16 protein-coding genes are annotated in these 17,073 nt (G+C 61.0%); 9 read left to right on the forward strand and 7 right to left on the reverse strand.

What is annotated here, in order from left to right; genetic code table 11:
- Window positions 1-8 precede the first annotated feature (8 nt).
- Together leuB and leuA are read right to left on the reverse strand one after the other, a co-directional pair.
- Window positions 9-1,094, reverse strand: coding sequence for a 3-isopropylmalate dehydrogenase (leuB, locus tag AB5Y98_RS00750; RefSeq protein ID WP_368231088.1), 1,086 nt, complete (start codon window positions 1,092-1,094; stop codon window positions 9-11).
- 2 nt (window positions 1,095-1,096) lie between these two features.
- The gene (leuA, locus tag AB5Y98_RS00755; protein ID WP_005304362.1) at window positions 1,097-2,671 is read right to left on the reverse strand and encodes a 2-isopropylmalate synthase; all 1,575 of its coding nucleotides are present in this window, start codon (window positions 2,669-2,671) and stop codon (window positions 1,097-1,099) included.
- 407 nt (window positions 2,672-3,078) lie between these two features.
- Here leuA and AB5Y98_RS00760 point away from each other — a divergent pair, with 407 nt between their 5' ends.
- The 6 genes from AB5Y98_RS00760 to ilvN all read left to right on the forward strand — a co-directional run bounded on the left by AB5Y98_RS00760 (window position 3,079) and on the right by ilvN (window position 8,228).
- Window positions 3,079-3,702: a TetR/AcrR family transcriptional regulator gene (locus tag AB5Y98_RS00760; protein ID WP_005304358.1), complete on the forward strand. Its 624-nt coding sequence runs from the start codon at window positions 3,079-3,081 to the stop codon at window positions 3,700-3,702.
- Between the two features lie 125 nt (window positions 3,703-3,827).
- The gene (locus tag AB5Y98_RS00765) at window positions 3,828-4,331 is read left to right on the forward strand and encodes a phosphatase PAP2 family protein (protein WP_043171982.1); all 504 of its coding nucleotides are present in this window, start codon (window positions 3,828-3,830) and stop codon (window positions 4,329-4,331) included.
- Window positions 4,328-5,437: an MJ1255/VC2487 family glycosyltransferase gene (locus AB5Y98_RS00770; RefSeq protein ID WP_368231090.1), complete on the forward strand. Its 1,110-nt coding sequence runs from the start codon at window positions 4,328-4,330 to the stop codon at window positions 5,435-5,437. The genes AB5Y98_RS00765 and AB5Y98_RS00770 overlap by 4 nt, the downstream gene beginning before the upstream one ends.
- Before the next feature lie 36 nt (window positions 5,438-5,473).
- Complete coding sequence (locus AB5Y98_RS00775; RefSeq protein ID WP_005304348.1) at window positions 5,474-5,626, forward strand: hypothetical protein; 153 nt, start codon at window positions 5,474-5,476, stop codon at window positions 5,624-5,626.
- Between the two features lie 389 nt (window positions 5,627-6,015).
- Complete coding sequence (locus AB5Y98_RS00780; RefSeq protein ID WP_368231092.1) at window positions 6,016-7,734, forward strand: acetolactate synthase 3 large subunit; 1,719 nt, start codon at window positions 6,016-6,018, stop codon at window positions 7,732-7,734.
- Window positions 7,734-8,228, forward strand: a complete 495-nt coding sequence (ilvN, locus tag AB5Y98_RS00785; protein WP_005304342.1) for an acetolactate synthase small subunit — start codon at window positions 7,734-7,736, stop codon at window positions 8,226-8,228. The genes AB5Y98_RS00780 and ilvN overlap by 1 nt, the downstream gene beginning before the upstream one ends.
- A gap of 406 nt (window positions 8,229-8,634) precedes the next feature.
- Here ilvN and pta read toward each other — a convergent pair whose 3' ends face one another.
- On the reverse strand, window positions 8,635-10,806 hold the full coding sequence (gene pta, locus AB5Y98_RS00790; RefSeq protein WP_017763828.1) for a phosphate acetyltransferase: 2,172 nt from the start codon (window positions 10,804-10,806) through the stop codon (window positions 8,635-8,637).
- Window positions 10,807-10,857: 51 nt separating this feature from the next.
- A complete protein-coding gene (locus AB5Y98_RS00795) occupies window positions 10,858-12,060 on the reverse strand; it encodes an acetate kinase (protein ID WP_005304335.1) in 1,203 nt (400 codons plus the stop codon).
- A 302-nt stretch (window positions 12,061-12,362) separates the two neighbouring features.
- Between AB5Y98_RS00795 and yfbV the strand changes: the two genes are divergently transcribed.
- Window positions 12,363-12,803 carry a terminus macrodomain insulation protein YfbV gene (gene yfbV / locus AB5Y98_RS00800; protein ID WP_017779105.1) on the forward strand — a complete coding sequence of 147 codons (441 nt, stop codon included), beginning with the start codon at window positions 12,363-12,365 and terminating at the stop codon, window positions 12,801-12,803.
- A gap of 61 nt (window positions 12,804-12,864) precedes the next feature.
- Here the strand turns inward: yfbV and AB5Y98_RS00805 are convergent, their stop codons facing one another.
- The 3 genes from AB5Y98_RS00805 to AB5Y98_RS00815 all read right to left on the reverse strand — a co-directional run bounded on the left by AB5Y98_RS00805 (window position 12,865) and on the right by AB5Y98_RS00815 (window position 14,790).
- Window positions 12,865-13,365 (reverse strand): YfbU family protein, encoded by a 501-nt coding sequence (locus AB5Y98_RS00805; protein WP_005304330.1) that lies wholly within the window; start codon window positions 13,363-13,365, stop codon window positions 12,865-12,867.
- A gap of 406 nt (window positions 13,366-13,771) precedes the next feature.
- A complete protein-coding gene (gene bcp, locus AB5Y98_RS00810) occupies window positions 13,772-14,236 on the reverse strand; it encodes a thioredoxin-dependent thiol peroxidase (RefSeq protein WP_095593367.1) in 465 nt (154 codons plus the stop codon).
- 20 nt (window positions 14,237-14,256) lie between these two features.
- Window positions 14,257-14,790 carry a glycine cleavage system protein R gene (locus AB5Y98_RS00815; RefSeq protein WP_005304323.1) on the reverse strand — a complete coding sequence of 178 codons (534 nt, stop codon included), beginning with the start codon at window positions 14,788-14,790 and terminating at the stop codon, window positions 14,257-14,259.
- 272 nt (window positions 14,791-15,062) lie between these two features.
- Between AB5Y98_RS00815 and dapA the strand changes: the two genes are divergently transcribed.
- Both dapA and bamC read left to right on the forward strand, forming a co-directional pair.
- Window positions 15,063-15,950 (forward strand): 4-hydroxy-tetrahydrodipicolinate synthase, encoded by an 888-nt coding sequence (gene dapA / locus AB5Y98_RS00820; protein ID WP_005304320.1) that lies wholly within the window; start codon window positions 15,063-15,065, stop codon window positions 15,948-15,950.
- On the forward strand, window positions 15,943-17,067 hold the full coding sequence (gene bamC / locus AB5Y98_RS00825; RefSeq protein ID WP_017779109.1) for an outer membrane protein assembly factor BamC: 1,125 nt from the start codon (window positions 15,943-15,945) through the stop codon (window positions 17,065-17,067). Before dapA ends, bamC begins: the two co-directional genes overlap by 8 nt.
- Window positions 17,068-17,073 lie beyond the last annotated feature (6 nt).

The raw sequence follows: 17,073 nt of genomic DNA on the forward strand, positions 1-17,073 counted from the left end.
CCGTGGGGTCAGATGCGCGCGGCGATCTGGCTGCCCATCTCGGCCGTGCTCTGCACCGGGTGCTTGGCGCTCGCCTGATGCAGGTCGGCGGTGAAGTAGCCTTCGGCCAGGGTCTGGGCCACGGCCTGCTCGATGGCCTGGGCGGCGGCTTCCTGGCCCAGGCTGTAGCGCAGCATCAGGGCGGCGGAGAGGATCTGGGCGATGGGGTTCGCGATCCCCTTGCCGGCGATGTCCGGGGCCGAGCCACCGGCCGGCTCGAACAGACCGAAGCCCGATTCGTTGAGGCTGGCGGAGGGGAGCAGCCCCATGGAGCCGGTGATCATGGCGCACTCGTCGGAGAGGATGTCGCCGAACAGGTTGGAGCAGAGCAGCACGTCGAACTGGGACGGATCCTTGATGAGCTGCATGGTGGCGTTGTCGATGTACATGTGATTCAGCACCACGTCCGGATAGGACTTGGCGACTTGCGTAACCACCTCGCGCCACAGGATGGAGGAGGCGAGCACGTTGGCCTTGTCGATGGAGGTGACCTTGGCCTTGCGAACCCGGGCCGACTCGAACGCTATCTTGGCGATGCGCTCGATCTCGAAGCGGTGGTACACCTCGGTGTCGAATGCTTTCTCGGTGGGGCCCTCCCCTTCACGCCCCTTGGGCTGACCGAAGTAGATGCCGCCGGTCAGCTCGCGCACGCAGGCGATGTCAAAACCGCGATCCGAGATGTCGGCACGCAGCGGCGAGAACTGCTCGAGGCCGGTGTAGATACGGGCCGGACGCAAGTTGCAGAACAGCTTGAAGTGGGCGCGCAGGGGCAGCAGGGCGCCGCGCTCCGGCTGATCGTTGGGGGGCAGATGCTCCCACTTGGGGCCGCCTACCGAGCCGAACAGCACGGCGTCGGCCGCTTCACAGCCTGCAATGGTGCTCTGGGGCAGCGGGGTGCCGTGGTTGTCGATGGCGATGCCGCCCACGTCATGGCGCTCGTAGTCGAGGGTGAAGCCGAACCTGGCCTGCACCTTTTCCAGCACCTTGACGGCCTCGGCCATCACTTCCGGGCCAATGCCGTCACCCGGCAATACTGCGATCCGATAACTGCTCATACTCACACGCTCTCCGTATTGATCTTGTCTGTTTTTGCGACGTTGCGTTCCATCTGTTCGGCCACCTGATCGGCGCGCCAGATGCTGTTGATCACGTGGATCAACGCCTGGGCGGAAGACTCTATGATGTCGGTGGCCAGGCCCATGCCATGGAATTTGCGGCCCTTGTACTGTGCGACTATGTCGACCTGGCCGAGGGCGTTCTTGCCTTCCCCCTTGCCCTTGAGTTCGTACTTGTCGATGCTGATCTCGTAGCCGGTGATGCGGTTGATGCACTGGTAGACCGCATCCACCGGGCCGTTGCCGGTGGCGGCTTCGCTGACGATCTCCTGGCCCACCTTCAATTTCACCGAGGCGGTGGCCATCACCGAGCTGCCGCTCTGCACGCCGAGGTACTCCAGCTTGAAGTGCTCCGGCTCTTCGTGGATCTGGCTGAAGAAGGCGAGGGCCTCCAGATCGTAATCGAACACCTGCCCCTTCTTGTCGGCCAGAGTGAGGAACTTGCCGTAGAGATCGTCGAGGTCGTAACTGCTCTCGGCGTAGCCCATGGACTCCATCCGGTGCTTGATGACGTGGCGGCCGGAGCGGGAAGTCATGTTGAGGTTGTTCTGGGTGAGGCCGATGCTCTCTGGGGTGATGATTTCGTAGGTGTTTTTCGCCTTGAGTACGCCATCCTGGTGGATGCCGGAGCTGTGGGAGAAGGCGTTGGCCCCGACAATGGCCTTGTTGGGCTGCACCGGCATGTTGCAGAGCTGGCTGACCAAGGCGCTGGTGCGGTGGATCTCGCTGTGACGGATATTGGTGTGCACCCCGAGCAGGTCGGCGCGGGTTTTGAGGATCATCGCCACCTCTTCCAGCGAGCAGTTGCCGGCCCGCTCGCCGATGCCGTTGATGGTGCACTCGATCTGGCGGGCCCCCATCTGCACGGCGCCGATGGAATTGGCCACCGAGAGCCCCAGATCGTCGTGGCAGTGCACCGAGATGATGGCCTGATCGATGTTGGGTACCCGGTTGAACAGGGTCTGGATGATGCCGGAGAACTCGGTCGGCACCGTGTAGCCCACGGTATCGGGAATATTGATGGTACGGGCGCCGGCCTTGATGGCGGCCTCCACCATGCGGCACAGGTTGTCTATCGGGGTGCGGCCTGCATCCTCGCAGGAGAACTCCACGTCGTCGGTGTAGCGGCGGGCATGCTTGATGGCGCTGACCCCCATCTCCAGCACGTCCTCAAAGCTCTTCTTGAGCTTGCTCTCGACGTGGATGGAGGAGGTAGAGATGAAGGTGTGGATGCGAAAGGCGTCGGCGACCCGCAGGGCTTCGCCGGCGGCGTCTATGTCCTTGGGCAAGGCGCGGGCGAGGGCACAGACCCGGCTCTGCTTGATGTGACGTGCAATGGTCTGCACCGATTGAAAGTCGCCGGGGGAGGAGACCGGGAACCCCACCTCCATGACGTCGACACCGAGCCGCTCCAGCGCCTGGGCGATCTGCAGCTTCTCCTTGACCGTCAAGCTGGCCGCCAGGGCCTGCTCACCATCGCGCAGGGTGGTGTCGAATATGATGACCCGATCTGACATGTGACTTCCCCCTTCCTAAGTTCGGTGACGTGCATCCTGCGTTGGCATAAAAAAACCCGTGCAGGGTGCACGGGTTTTTGTAAATTCCGGCTATGCCTGAGCCCGGCTACAAGGATCCCGCGCGAGAGGTCGCGATTAGGGAGATTAGTAGTAGCGGAGCGGCAATACGCATGATGAATCAATCCTTGCAGTCGATAACGCTTTTACCAATATCGAGATTTTTATGCTGTGTCAACCGTACGCACCCGGTTCATTTCGCTGGTTTATTTAATCGGATTGTAAAGGAGTGCAAATTTACTTGTCCCATATTCGGCCCTTGCCCGATTATCTGGTCATTCCTGCTGTACTCGATCATCTGTACAATCAGATCGACTTGTCAGTTTCTGCTGAATTATCCGAGGTATTAAATGGAAAAACGTAGACCTGGTCGTCCGGTCGGACGTTCTGACATTCGTGACAAGTTGCTCTGTGCCGCTCGCGAGCGTTTTCTGAACACCCCCTACAGCAAGGTGACGACCCGCGAGATCGCCGAGCTGGCTGGCTCCAATCTGGCCATGATCCACTACTACTTCGGCAGCAAAGAGGGCCTCTACAAGGCGGTGCTGGGGGATGTGGCCGAGCCGCTGGACCAAGCCTGGCACGACGAGACCGGCAACCGCAGCCTCAACGATCTGCTCAATACCTACTACCAGGTGATGGCGCCCAACAGCGAGCTGACCTCCGCCATCTCCAGTGCATTATCGACCGAGAAGAGTCCGGGTCGGGATTTTGTGCTGAACCGCCTGCTGGAACGCCAGCTGCCCCAGTTCGATGCCTTGCTGGAGTCCATGAAGAACAACGGCGAGCTGGGTGACAACCTGGATCCCGAGATGCTGAAGATCTCCTTCCTCAGCATGATGTGGCAGCCCTTCGTGATGAAGGATCTCTACGAGCAGGTGTTCGGCCTGACCGTGGACGAGCACTTCATGGCTCGCCTGGCGGATCACAACTGCCGCCTGATGGAAAACGGCCTGCGCGGCACCCTGAACTGATCATTTGCCACGCTGGTAGCAAAAAGGGCCATTCGGCCCTTTTTTCATAAATCTGTTATTTGAACGTCAACCAAGTGTCACCCCGCCGCCCTAGTCTGCTTTGAGACGCTAGGGAAGGAGGGGTTATGAACAAGATCCAGCAATGGGACCTGCAGGTGTGCCGCATCTGCCTGCTCCACGCCTACAACCGGCCACAGGCCAGGATCAGCCGGCTCATCTCCCGTACCGGTGACGGCCCGCTCTACGCCGTGCTGGCGGCCCTGCTCTGGTGGCAGGGGGAAGCCGAGCGCGAACTGGTGAAGCTGGCACTGCTCGCCTTCGCCCTCGAGTTGCCGCTTTACCTGCTGCTCAAGAATGCCCTCAAACGCCAGCGCCCGGTGGGGCTGCCGGTCTTCATCACCCCCTCCGACCGCTACAGCCTGCCCTCGGGTCACACCGCCGCCGCCTTCCTGATGGCTACCGTGCTGGCGGCCAGCTTCCCGTTCTGGGCGCCGTTGCTGTTCGTCTGGGCCGCGCTGGTGGGGGCATCCCGTCTGCTGCTGGGGGTCCACTATCTGAGTGACCTGGTAGCCGGCGCCCTGCTCGGCGGTGGCTGCGCCCTGCTGGCGCTCATGTGGGGGCAGGGATGAAGATACTGTTCGGTGTGCAGGGGACCGGCAACGGCCACATCAGCCGCAGCCGTACCCTGGCGCGGGCCTTGCGGGCCAGTGGTCTGGAGGTGGACTATCTGTTCAGCGGCCGTCCTGCGGACGGCTACTTCGAGATGGCCGAATTCGGCGACTACCGCACCTTTCCCGGTATCACCTTCGTCAGCCATGAGGGGGCCATCTCGAACTGGCGCACCCTCAAGGGGCTCTCGCCCCTGCGCTTCTGGCGCGACATGCGAGCGCTCGATTGTCGCGACTACGACCTCGTCATCAGCGATTTCGAGCCTATCAGCGCCCATGCCGCTCGCCGCTGGGACAAGCCGAGCCTCACCATCAGCCATCAGGCGAGTTTCGACTGGCCCATTCCACGCTGGGGGGAGAGCGGCTTCAACCGCCAGCTGATGCGCCACTTCGCGCCGGTGCGCCAGTCGCTCGGGCTGCACTGGTTTCACTTCGGCCAGCCCCTGTTGCCGCCCATCATAGATCCCATCAGTCATGGGCCCGACAACCAGCAGATCCTGGTCTATCTGCCGTTCGAGCAGACCGAGGCGATCGCGGCCCTGTTGTCGCGCTTCAACCAGCAACACTTCGTCTGCTTTCATCCGGCCATTCGCAATGCCAGCCAGTGGCGCAACATTCGCTTCGAGCCGCAGGCCCGTGAGGCGTTCAAGCAGGTGCTGGCCGGCTGTCGCGGGGTCATCACCAACGGTGGTTTCGAGCTCGCCTCGGAGGCGCTCTCCCTTGGCAAAAAGCTGCTGGTCAAGCCGCTGGGAGGCCAGTTCGAGCAGCTGACCAATAGCAAGACCCTCGAACTGATGGGGCTGGCGCGGCTGATGGATGCGCTCGATGCCAACGCGGTGCGGGCCTGGCTGGATGCGACGGCCCCGGGCCAGATCTGCTACCCCGATGTGGCGGGGGAGCTGGCCGGCTGGCTCGCCGCCGGCGCCCAGGAGAGCGTGGCGGATCTCTCCCGCCGGCTGTGGGCCCGAACCCTGTTTCCGGAGGAGGTGTGCGATCGGCTGAGCGAGCTGGAGGAGGGGAGTGCCCTCAGCAGTTGCTGGTTATCGCAAGTGAGCGCCTTTGACTAGACTGAGAGGGATCCCACCAAGGAGAGGACGGACACCATGCGCTTTACCAATGAAAACGGCGACACCATGAACCTGGCGGACAATCTCACCCTGCACGAGCTGCTGGACATGGGGGTCAGCATCTCGGTCTGCGAAGAGACGGATCCGGATCAGCAGATCTGGCTGGCGGAGCCGGAACAGGATCACTGATCCGCAGCCTGCCACCAAGGCCCACCCTGGCGGTGGGCCATTTTTTTTCCGCTTTTGGCGGCTGTTGCAGCATGATCCGCTGGCTTGCCACCCATCTTCCCCGCATTGTTCCCACCCTTTCCAGCAAGTCACTGAATGTTAATAGTTGTTTGAAATTTATGACTGTTGTGGTCAGACAAAGCCGTGGACAACCGTTCACAAGCGGGTTAAGTTGGTTTTTCACCCGCTTTGCGGGTGAATGATGGAAAAAACCTATTTTTCTACTATCGACAGCGCCGAACTCGCCGGGTCCGTATTCAGACAACAACAACGCACGGGCCGGCGGTGCCGGGAAGCAGCGGACTGCCGATAGCTTTCGCTTAACGGAGCAAAGCCTGGAGGGCTTTATCATGGAGATGTTATCAGGCGCCCAGATGGTGGTTAGAGCGCTGGAAGATCAGGGAGTTGAGCACGTTTTCGGCTACCCTGGTGGCTCAGTGCTCGACATCTATGACGCTCTCTTTGAAAACGGCAAGATGGAGCATGTCCTGGTGCGGCACGAGCAGGCCGCGGTGCACATGGCGGACGGTTACGCCCGCTCCACCGGCAAGGTGGGCACAGTGCTGGTGACCTCGGGTCCCGGCGCCACCAACTGCATCACGGGGATCGCGACCGCCTACATGGACTCCATTCCCCTAGTGATCCTGTCCGGCCAGGTGCCGACCAGCATGATCGGGGAGGATGCGTTCCAGGAGACCGACATGATCGGCATCTCCCGCCCGGTGGTGAAGCACAGCTTCCTGTGCAAGAAGGCCAGCGACATTCCGGCCGCCATCAAGAAGGCCTACTACATTGCCGCCAGCGGCCGCCCGGGGCCGGTGGTGGTGGATCTGCCCAAAGACGTGCAGAACCCGAAAGAAAAATTCCCCTACGAGTACCCGGATACGGTCTCCTTGCGCTCCTACAACCCGACCAAGTCGGGTCACAAGGGCCAGATCAAGCGTGCCGCCAAGCTGCTGGTGGAGGCGAGCCGCCCGGTGATGTATGTCGGCGGCGGTGCCATCAACGCCAATGCGGATCACCTGGTGACCAAGCTGGCGGAGCTGCTGAACCTGCCGGTGACCACCACCCTGATGGGGCTGGGGGCCTTCTCTGGCACCCATCCGCAGTTCATCGGCATGCTCGGCATGCACGGTACCTTCGAAGCGAACAAGAGCATGCACAACGCGGATCTCATCTTCGCCGTGGGGGCCCGCTTCGATGACCGCGTCACCAACAACGTGGCCAAGTTCTGTCCCAACGCCACCATAGTCCACATCGACATCGATCCCACCTCCATCTCCAAGACGGTGCAGGCCCATGTGCCCATCGTCGGCTCGGTGGAAACCGTGCTGGAGCAGATGCTGGAAGTGATCCGCGAGTGCGGCTTCGACAACGACAAGCAGGCGCTGGCGGACTGGTGGAGTCAGATCGGCCAGTGGCGTTCGCGCAACTGCCTGGCCTATGAGACCCATCCCACCCTGATCAAGCCGCAACAGGTGATCGAGACCCTCTACAAGGTGACCAAGGGGGAGGCGTTCGTCGCCTCCGATGTGGGTCAGCACCAGATGTTTGCCGCTCTCTACTACCCGTTTGCCAAGCCGCGCCAGTGGATCAACTCCGGCGGTCTCGGCACCATGGGGTTCGGCATTCCGGCCGCCATGGGAGCCCAGTTTGCCAACCCGGATGCGGTGGTCTGCTGCGTCACTGGCGACGGCTCGGTGCAGATGAACATTCAGGAACTCTCCACCTGCATGCAGTACGGGGTGCCCATCAAGATCATCTCCATCAACAACCGCGCCCTTGGCATGGTCAAGCAGTGGCAGAAGATGTTCTACGGCGGCCGTCACAGCCACTCCTACATGGAATCCCTGCCTGACTTCGTCAAGCTGGCGGAAGCCTATGGCCATGTCGGCATCGCGGTGAGCGATCCGGCGGAGCTGGAGAGCGCCATGGAGAAGGCCTTCGCCCTGAAGGATCGGCTGGTGTTCATGGACATCTCGGTCGACCCGGATGAGCACGTCTATCCAATGCAGATAAAGTTCGGTGCCATGGACGAGATGTGGCTGAGCAAGACGGAGAGAACCTGATGAGACATATAATTTCCGTTCTGCTGGAGAACGAATCCGGCGCCCTGAGCCGGGTGGTGGGCCTCTTCTCCCAGCGCGGCTACAACATCGAGACCCTGACGGTGGCCCCCACCGAGGATCCCACCCTGTCGCGCATGACCATCGTCACCATGGGTGACGAGCGGGTGCTGGAGCAGATCCAGAAACAGCTGCACAAGCTGGTGGACGTGCTCAAGGTGTGTGATCTCAGCGAAGGGGAGCACATCGAGCGGGAAATCGCCCTGGTCAAGGCGCGCGCCGCCGGTGGTGGCCGCGACGAGCTGAAACGGCTGGCGGATATCTTCCGCGGCCAGATCGTCGACGTCACCCCCGAGCTCTACACGGTGCAGCTGGTGGGGACCAGCGAGAAGCTGGATGCCTTCATCAAGACCGCCGCCCAGACCAACGAGATTGTCGAAGTGGTGCGCTCCGGGGTGTGTGGCATCTCCCGCGCCGACAAGGCGCTGCGTCCCTGAGCTATCGCTTGGCTGCAGGCAGATTAAAGGGGCTCCTCGGAGCCCCTTTCTTGTGGGCGCTTGGTTGAATGGAGGGCTGGCACGAGTCTGTCATTTTCTTTCAAATGATCGGTAAACTATCCACAAAAGCTGTGGAAAACTCTGTAGATTAGCGGTGTGTCTGGCGTTAGTGTGCTGATCTTAAAAGGATATTTGGATCTGATCTGCGCTGGGGCGCAATTGTGCAATCGACTCTGGCGGGTGTGAGTGTTTGCTTATCCCGCCGCCCTTGCCGGGCAGGTACCCGTCACCGAGCAGGGGATCCTGCCAGGATCCCGATTTGATCTTGCGGATCAACATTTCCCCAAGTCAGCCATAAAAAAACCCGCCTTGCGGCGGGTTTTTCAGCAAGCAGAGCCGCGGACGATTACTCGGCCTGGGCTGCCTGGATACCGGTCAGGGCGATGGTGTAGACGATGTCGTCAACCAGGGCGCCGCGGGACAGGTCGTTGACCGGCTTGCGCATGCCTTGCAGCATGGGGCCGATGGAGACCAGATCAGCGGAGCGCTGTACCGCCTTGTAGGTGGTGTTGCCGGTGTTCAGATCCGGGAACACGAACACGGTGGCCTTGCCGGCAACCGGAGAGTTCGGTGCCTTGGACTTGGCCACGTTCTCCATGATGGCGGCATCGTACTGCAGCGGACCATCGATGATGAGGTCGGGGCGCTTGGCCTTGGCCAGTTCGGTCGCTTCACGCACTTTCTCTACGTCTGCGCCGGCGCCGGAGGTGCCGGTGGAGTAGGAGATCATGGCCACACGCGGCTCGATGCCGAAGGCAGCAGCGGAGTCGGCGGACTGGATGGCGATCTCGGCCAGCTGCTCGGCAGTGGGGTCCGGGTTGATCGCGCAGTCACCGTAGACCAGTACCTGATCCGGCAGCAGCATGAAGAAGATGGAGGAGATCAGGGAAGAGCCCGGGGCGGTCTTGATGATCTGCATCGGCGGACGGATGGTGTTGGCAGTGGTGTGCACCGCGCCGGATACCAGACCGTCGACTTCGTTGCGCTCCAGCATCATGGTACCCAGTACCACGTTGTCTTCCAGCTGTTCGCGGGCAACCACTTCGGTCATGCCCTTGTTCTTGCGCAGCTCGACCAGACGGGCCACATAGCGCTCGCGCACGGCAACCGGATCGATGATCTCGACGCGGTCGGTCAGTACCACGCCCTGCTGTTCGGCAACGCGACGGATCTCTTCCGGGTTGCCCAGCAGCACCGGACGGGCGATGCCACGCTCGGCACAGATGGCGGCAGCCTTGATGGTGCGCGGCTCTTCCCCTTCCGGCAGCACGACGCGCTTGTTGGCCTGACGGGCCAGCTCGGTCAGCTGGTAACGGAAGGCCGGCGGGCTCAGGCGACGGGAGCGGGTGGACTTGGCGGAGAGAGACTCGATCCAGTGCTTGTCGATGTGGCCGGCCACATAGTCCTGCACCAGCTCGATACGCTCGCGGTCATCTTCCGGGATGTCGACGTTGAAGTTCTGCAGGCTGACGGCGGTCTGCCAGGTGTTGGTGCCGGTGATCATGATCGGCAGGCCGGTAGCCATGGCCTGTTGGCACAGCGCCATCACCTGGGGTTCCGGGTGATAGTTGCCGGTCAGCAGCAGGGCGCCCAGCTTGACGCCGTTCATGGCGGAGAGGCAGGCGGAGACGATGACGTCGGAACGGTCGCCGGAGGTCACCAGCAGGCTGCCTGGACGGAAGTGCTCGATCATGTTGTGGATGGAGCGGGCGCAGAAAGTCACGGTCTGCAGACGGCGGCTGTCCAGCTCACCCTTGTGCAGGATCTTGGCGGCCAGGTGCTTGGCGAGATCCTTGGCGCGCGGGGCGATCAGCTGGGTGTTCCAAGGGATGCAGCCGAGGATGCGCAGCGGGCTCTTGCCGAATACCTGCAGTACTTCCAGGTTGTGAGCGGTGTCGGCGCCGTGGTGATGGGCTTCGAACATCTCGGTCAGGTCGGGGCGGGTCACGCCGTGCTCGTCAACCGGGGCGCCTACCTTGTTGATGACGCAGCCCACGATGCGGGGGTTGCTGACGCCACCGAAGTTGGAGCAAGCCAGCTCGATGCGCTCTTTCAGCTTCTGGCTGGAGTCGTTGCCCGGGTGGGTCACGAACACCATGTCGGCGTCCAGCGCCTTGGCGACGTCGTAGTTCAGCTTGTTGGCAAACGGCTGCTTGTCGGTCGGCACCATGCCTTCGATGACCAGCACTTCGGCACCGCTGGCCTTCACGTGCTCTTCAAAGCGGGCCACGATCTCTTCCAGCAGGATGTCGGTGTTGCTGGAGGTGATCATGTTCTCGGCGTAGGAGAGGGCGAACGGCTCGGGCGGGTTGATGTTGGCAGCAGCGCGGATCACGGCGGTGGAACGCTCGGTACCGGTTTCACCCGGACGCGGCTGAGCGACCGGTTTGAAGAAGCTGACATTGACACCGTGACGTTCCATGGCGCGAACGACGCCAAGGCTCACGGAAGTTACGCCGACACCAGTGCCGACCGGGATAAGCATAATAGTGCGTGCCACTTTATACCCCTTGTTCATTTTTGGGATCAGGAAAAGGCCGCCCTTGGGCGGCCTTGCTCTACAGCGAAATTATGCGCCGACCAGTTCCAGCGCGTCGTGGGCGATGACCCACTCTTCGTTGGTCGGGATAACCAGGGCCTTGGTGGAGCCAGCCTTGGTGATCTCGCCACCCTTGCCGAAGCGAGCCTTCAGGTTGGCGTCGTGATCGACGTCGAAGCCCAGCAGACCCAGTTTGTTCAGGGTGATTTCACGGATCGGGGCGGAGTTTTCACCGATACCACCGGTGAAGACCACGGCGTCCAGACGACCGTCCATGGCGGCGGCGTAGGCGCCGATGTACTTGGCCAGGCGATAGCAGTAAACGTCCATGGCACGCTTGGCTTCTTCTTTGCTGTCGTAGTTGTCTTCAACGAAACGGCAGTCGGAAGTTACTTCGGTCAGACCCTGCAGGCCGGACTCTTTGGTCAGCATGGTGTTGATCTGATCAACGCTCATGCCCAGCTTGTCGTGCAGGAAGAAGATGATGGCCGGATCGATGTCGCCGGAACGGGTACCCATCACCAGGCCTTCCAGCGGGGTCAGACCCATGGAGGTGTCGACGGACTGGCCGTTCTTGATGGCGCAGACGGAGCCGCCGTTGCCCAGGTGGCAGTTGATGATGTTCAGCTCTTCCACCGGCTTGTTCAGCTGCTTGGCTGCTTCCAGGCTGATGTAGTAGTGGCTGGTGCCGTGGGCGCCGTAGCGACGGATGCCGTTCTCTTTGTAGAGTTTGTACGGCAGGGCGTACAGGAAGGCTTCTTCCGGCATGGTCTGGTGGAAAGCGGTGTCGAACACGGCCACATTCTTCTCGGCCAGCGCCGGGAACACACGACGGGCTTCACGAATACCGATCAGGTGAGCCGGGTTGTGCAGCGGGGCGTACGGTACGGCGGCTTCGATGCCGGCGATCACGTCGTCGCAGATGCGCACGGAGGAGGTGAAGCGCTCGCCGCCGTGTACGACACGGTGGCCGATGGCGATCAGGTTCTTGGACAGTTCCGGGTTGAGCGGCAGGATCTTGTTGACGATGTAGTCCAGCGCTTCCTGGTGAGCGGCACCGGCGCCCAGATCGGCACTGCCTTTCTCGCCGTTCAGTTTCCACTTGATGCGGGCGTCGTCGAGGTTGAAGCACTCGGCCAGGCCGGACAGCAGGTCATCACCGGTGGTTGCGTCAATGACAGCAAACTTCAGGGAAGAGCTGCCACAGTTAAGAACAAGAACCAGCTTACTCATGAATAAATCCTATCGCAGATTGGGTTGTGTAGGAGGATGCGTTGGACGCGCTGTGTCCAAAAACTTTCAACTTATCCTTATGAGGGTTGGCAATCTGTTGCTTGCCCCTTGTATAGTGATACAAGACCCGAAATCCAGACGTCCCTGACGGCTCAACGGCAGGCCGTTGGCGCAAAAATTGGGCGTACAAAGGATAACCCGATTGTTGAAAAATAACAAAGTCATCCTCAACCTTTGTTATTGTGCATCAAATATTGTCGTGGTTTTGCCGTTAATACGTTCAAAAAGAGCTCGGAGGTAGCATGAGCATGAACATTTTTGGAACTAAGTTACAGCAAGGCCGTCATTATATGACCCTTTGGCCCCGCCGTCCCGAGCTTAATTCCATGTTCCCGGAGAATCGGGTGATCAAGGCCACCGAGTTCGCCCTCAAGGTGATTCCTGCGCTGGCAGTGCTCAGCGTCATGCTGCAGTTCCAGTTTGGCGAGCAGCACTACTGGCCTTCCGTCATGACCTCGGTGCTGTTTCTGCTCAGCCTGCCGCTGCAGGGCTATTACTGGCTTGGTCAGCGTGCCGATACCCGGCTGCCGCCCTCCCTTGCCAGCTGGTATCGCGAGATCAACGGCAAGATGAACGAACAGGGCGGTCAGCGCCAGCTGGTGGCCCAGCCGAGATACGAAGAGCTGGCCGATACCCTCAACGCCGCCTTCAAGCAGCTGGACAAATCCTTCCTCTACGAGTGAGGCCCCACGGCCTGCCAACCGGACAAAGGCGCCTCGCGGCGCCTTTTTAATGGCTGCCGGATCAGGCCGCCAATACCTTGCGGATCTCCTGGATGGAGAGCTTGTACTGGCGCGGGCACTGGCGCCAGACCGCCAGCATGCGCTGGTACTTGTCACGCATGGCGATGTCGCTGGAGAGCTCGTCGCACGGGCACTTGAGTTCGGGGAAGCGCTTGTCCACCTCCAGCAGGAAGCAGACGTAATCGGCCAGCTCCCGCTCCTGGCTACGGCTGTAGCCGTTGAACTCCAGTCGGCTGGCATTGATCTCTCCCTGATCGGCTGCGTCCAGGTTGCCCCAGGAGATGGCCAGCGCATGGTGCAACTCCAGGGTGTCGATCACCTCCTGGCAGGTGGCGAGATCCAGATGGCCGAAGCTCTTCTCCAGTTCGAGGATCTGCAGGCAGTAGCCGCGCTCGATGATGGTGCTGGCCCGTTGGTAAAACGCCGCCTTCTCCGGATTGAGTTTGGCCAGGATCTCGTACTGGTTGCTCAGGATCAGACGTTCGGTGTGGCTCATGTTCATGGGCTTTTCTCACTGGAAAATGAAACTGGGGTCACGTTAACCCATATATAGGATGAATTTTTTGATCTGGCAGGGGAGGTTGGCGAGATTGCGGGGCGCTAAATCAACGCAGACGCGGGTTGGTTAATTAAATGTAACGGCCGGCACCTTGCTTTCTGGCCCGTTGGCGCAACAATAAGGGCGTCATTTGGCTTGTGCCGAAAGACCCGTCACCAAGGCATCCCGTTATGGATGCACACAGCCCCGCCATGGAAAACAACAAGGCTGCCGCCCCTCATCCGGGCAGGTGACCGAATGGGGGAGATCGCGTGCCCCCCCGTCTGCAATGCGGAAGGGCTGCGAGATGCGAATAAAAAAGGGCCTGCGCTTGCAGGCCCTTTTTCATATCGACACTCCCGCCTGGGGTTCAGCCCTTGATCAGGTCGAGCACCACCTGATGGTGATCGCTGGTCTTGAACTTGTCGAAACGATGGCTGATCTTGCCCTCTTCGTCGATGAGGAAGCTGAGCCGATGGATACCGTCATACTCCTTGCCCATGAACTTCTTCGGGCCCCAGACGCCAAACGCATCGGCCACCGCATGATCTTCATCGGCCAGCAGGCGGAAGTTCAGGCTGTCGCGCTCCTCAAATTTTTTCAGCCGCTTGGCGCTATCCGGGCTGATGCCGAGTACCACCACATTGAGGGCGGCCAGCTCGGCGTTGACGTCGCGCAGGCCGCAGGCCTGGGTGGTGCAGCCCGGGGTCATCGCCTTGGGGTAGAAATAGACGAGCACTTTCTTGCCGCGCAGGTCGGCCAGGCGCACCTGGTTGCCGTCCTGGTCGGAGAGGGAAAAGTCGGGGGCCAGGCTGCCAGCGGATAAAGGTTGCATGGGATCTCCTTGATGAGCCGTCAGGCGTGTTTGTTGTTGACGATGAATTCGAACGATTCTGCGCCCAGTTCACGACAGAATCCGGCGAAGGCCGCCTGCGAGCCGGCCGCCTCTCCCTGCTTGGCCAGATTGAGCTGAAAGCTGGCCTTGAGCAGGTTGAACGGCTGCTGCTCCAGGGTGATGGTCTGCATGGCCTGGATGTCCCAGCCGTGATCGCTGAAGAACTGGGTGCACTGGCTTACGATGCCCGGCTGGTCCCGGATCAGGATCTCGGCGTTGGCGCTGATGTCGTATTGCAGCGACTGGTGGCGCTCGGTGCGTTTCATCATGGTGATGAGGTCCCACTCCTGACTGCGCAGGGGCAGGCTTATCTCGAGCTGCATCAGGCTGTTCCAGTCACCGGACAGCAGCATGATGAAGGTGAATTCATTGCCGAAGATGCCAAGACGGCTGTCGACAATGTTGCAGCCACAACCACTGACGTGGCGGGTGACCTCATTGACGATGCCAGGCCTGTCCGTGCCGATGGCCGTTACGACCAGGTAATGAGTCATAAATCTTCTCTCGTCCATTAGCGGGTGGCGAATGCGGGCGGCGGGCACGTCGACCGAAGGGATCTGGCCCGCGCGGCCGCGTGGCGACCCTGCTGAGAATCTCGTTGTGGCAAGCGTCCTGCCGGGTAGTGGCGGCCCGGTTCCGGCGCCAGTTTCCGGCGCTTGCGCACGGCTGTTTGTGCCGGATGGTAACACGGCTTGGCCGTGGCCTCCCTTGTTTTTCCAAGGGGGCAGCTTTACCATAACGCCCCTGAAAATCGGGAGAAATATCCATGTTGCGCGGTAGTATTGTTGCCCTCGTTACCCCCATGCTGGCTTCAGGTGAAGTCGATTGGGCCAGTCTTGCCAATCTGGTCGAGTATCATGTCAGCGCCGGAACCAGCGCCATCGTCGCGGTGGGGACCACGGGGGAGTCGGTGACCCTGAGCGAGCAGGAGCACATTGCCGTCGTGGAGAAAACCGTGGCACTGGCCGCCGGACGCATCCCGGTCATCGCCGGCTGCGGCTCCAACAATACCGCCCATGCCGTCGCCCTGGCCAAGCGCTTCGCCGAAACCGGCGTGGTAGCGGGTCTCTCGGTCACACCTTATTACAACAAACCCACCCAGGAAGGTCTCTATCGTCACTATTGTGCGATCGCCGAGGCTAGTGGTCTGCCCCAAATTCTTTATAATGTGCCCGGTCGTACCGGTTGCGATCTCAAACCGGAAACGGTAGCCAGACTGGCCAGGGTGCCCGGCATCATAGGCCTGAAAGAGGCGACCGGGGATCTGAGCCGTACGCCGCTGCTGCGTGAACTGTGTGGTGCGCAATTCGCACTTTATAGTGGCGATGATGCCAGTGGATGTGATTTTATGCTGCAAGGCGGTGACGGTGTCATTTCGGTCACCACCAATATTGCAGCGGCCCAGATGGCCGACATGTGTCGTGCTGCGCTGGCCGGCGATGCCGGGCGGGCGCATGACATCAACAATCGATTGATGCCGTTGCATCAGACTCTGTTCTGCGAACCGAGCCCCATCCCGGTGAAATGGGCCTGCGCCCAGCTGGGATTGATTGCGACGGCCACCTTGCGTCTGCCGCTCACCGACCTCACTGCCGAGGGCGAGCGGGCGATGGCGCGAGCACTGACGACTGCGGAGTTGATGGCGAGTGTTTAAAGCAAATGGAAAGGGAAATGCAGTGCGCCTGGTGCTGAGCGTGGCGACCGTTGCCGTGCTGGCAGCCTGTAGCTCACCCCAGGAACGCAAGATGGCCAACCGTGGTTTCGAGTACGAGGATGCCCGCCTTGAAGGCCGTGCTTTCCTGGTGCCGGCCGGGTTGAGTACCCCCGCCTTTAACAGCAGTTTCGACATTCCGCCCCTGCCAGAGAGCAGCCGTGACGGCGCCCTGGGGGCCAAGGTGGATGTGCGTCCGCCCGCCCAGCTGCTGACCGTGGTACCGGGCAGCCAGGTGGTAACCAATGCCGGTGAACCCACCATGGCCTTCTACGCTCTCAGCACCTCCCAGAGCGTGGAGCGCGATACCTGGGCCTTCCTGATGAACTTCCTCGCCCAGTACAAGGTCACCACCGAGAAGCTGGACCAGCAGGCCGGCGTACTGCAGACCGGCTGGTTTGACAATACCAAGGCGCTCGACGGCTGGAGCGAAGAGGACGACGACTTCGTCATTCGCCAGCGCTACCAGTTCACCCTGCGCAACGATCCCCAGCGCCACGCCGTCAACATGTCGGTCCGGGTACTGGATCATGAAGAGACCATCGATGGCGAGACCAGCAAGGAGCTGACCCCGGCGGATGCCCAGCGCTACGCGACCCGGGCCCTCAACCAGTTCTCGCTCTACTACGACAAGCAGCTCAAGTCCCGCGAGCAGCACAAGGCCAACGATGGCATGGGGCTGGAGCTGGGTCTGGACAACAACGAGCTGAGCGCCTGGATCGTCGATGGCTCGTTTGACCAGGTGTGGCGTCGTCTCAATCAGGTGCTGCCGGCCTACGGCTTCACCATCAAGGATACCCAGCAGTCGCTGGGCTGGATCGACGTGGAGTACGACGAGCCGGGCAGCGAGTTCTGGAAGGCCAAGGGCAGCGAGCCGTTCAAGCTGGACGAAGACAAGTATCGCTTCCAGCTTGGCGAGATGGCGGGGGGCAAGACCTCCATCACCCTGTTCGACAAGGACAAGAAACCCGTGTCGTCCGGTGTCATCTCCCAGATGTACATCAGCCTGTCCGAGGCGTTCGCCAAGGGCCTGGCTGATCAAGCTGCAAAAACAGAATAGAAACAG

This window comes from Aeromonas sp. s3 (genome assembly GCF_040907805.1).
Taxonomy (GTDB): Bacteria; Pseudomonadota; Gammaproteobacteria; order Enterobacterales; family Aeromonadaceae; genus Aeromonas; species Aeromonas dhakensis.

Coding starts and splice junctions, on each gene's coding strand:
- AB5Y98_RS00805 (WP_005304330.1), bottom strand. CDS start 13,365: ATGAACATGAGCCACACCGAACGTCTGATCCTGAGCAACCAGTACGAG.
- leuA (WP_005304362.1), bottom strand. CDS start 2,671: ATGTCAGATCGGGTCATCATATTCGACACCACCCTGCGCGATGGTGAG.
- dapA (WP_005304320.1), top strand. CDS start 15,063: ATGTTGCGCGGTAGTATTGTTGCCCTCGTTACCCCCATGCTGGCTTCA.
- AB5Y98_RS00795 (WP_005304335.1), bottom strand. CDS start 12,060: ATGAGTAAGCTGGTTCTTGTTCTTAACTGTGGCAGCTCTTCCCTGAAG.
- AB5Y98_RS00770 (WP_368231090.1), top strand. CDS start 4,328: ATGAAGATACTGTTCGGTGTGCAGGGGACCGGCAACGGCCACATCAGC.
- yfbV (WP_017779105.1), top strand. CDS start 12,363: ATGAGCATGAACATTTTTGGAACTAAGTTACAGCAAGGCCGTCATTAT.
- leuB (WP_368231088.1), bottom strand. CDS start 1,094: ATGAGCAGTTATCGGATCGCAGTATTGCCGGGTGACGGCATTGGCCCG.
- ilvN (WP_005304342.1), top strand. CDS start 7,734: ATGAGACATATAATTTCCGTTCTGCTGGAGAACGAATCCGGCGCCCTG.
- AB5Y98_RS00815 (WP_005304323.1), bottom strand. CDS start 14,790: ATGACTCATTACCTGGTCGTAACGGCCATCGGCACGGACAGGCCTGGC.
- AB5Y98_RS00775 (WP_005304348.1), top strand. CDS start 5,474: ATGCGCTTTACCAATGAAAACGGCGACACCATGAACCTGGCGGACAAT.
- AB5Y98_RS00760 (WP_005304358.1), top strand. CDS start 3,079: ATGGAAAAACGTAGACCTGGTCGTCCGGTCGGACGTTCTGACATTCGT.
- pta (WP_017763828.1), bottom strand. CDS start 10,806: ATGAACAAGGGGTATAAAGTGGCACGCACTATTATGCTTATCCCGGTC.
- AB5Y98_RS00765 (WP_043171982.1), top strand. CDS start 3,828: ATGAACAAGATCCAGCAATGGGACCTGCAGGTGTGCCGCATCTGCCTG.
- bcp (WP_095593367.1), bottom strand. CDS start 14,236: ATGCAACCTTTATCCGCTGGCAGCCTGGCCCCCGACTTTTCCCTCTCC.
- AB5Y98_RS00780 (WP_368231092.1), top strand. CDS start 6,016: ATGGAGATGTTATCAGGCGCCCAGATGGTGGTTAGAGCGCTGGAAGAT.